The organism is Saezia sanguinis (assembly GCF_003991585.1).
Classification (GTDB): Bacteria; Pseudomonadota; Gammaproteobacteria; order Burkholderiales; family Burkholderiaceae_C; genus Saezia; species Saezia sanguinis.
On sequence record NZ_PQSP01000137.1, the window covers coordinates 1 to 255 of the forward strand.

A 255-nucleotide genomic window follows, 5' to 3' on the forward strand; every position below is an offset into this window, starting at 1 on the left:
GTCCCCGGCGGGTCCCATGGCTGTCGCTGATCGGCAGTGCCGTGGTCCTCGCGCTGATCGCTGTGCTGGCGGTCGACCTCGTTCCCGACTATCGCCGTGACGCAGAGCGGGCGCGCTTCATCCCCGATGCCTCCGGTCCGGATCCGTCGACGAATATCGAGGGAGTCCTGCGCGTGGACTACCCACCGGCCAAGCATGTGCGCAGTCCGCAACGCGTGGCCTACGAGGTCACGCCGCCATTGGGCGGTCCGCACG

At 69.0% G+C, this 255-nt stretch carries 1 protein-coding gene; it reads left to right on the plus strand.

The window, feature by feature from the left end; all coding sequences use genetic code 11:
- A partial coding sequence (locus tag CUZ56_RS15885) for a hypothetical protein (RefSeq protein ID WP_204250965.1) occupies positions 1–255 on the plus strand: 255 nt, incomplete at both ends.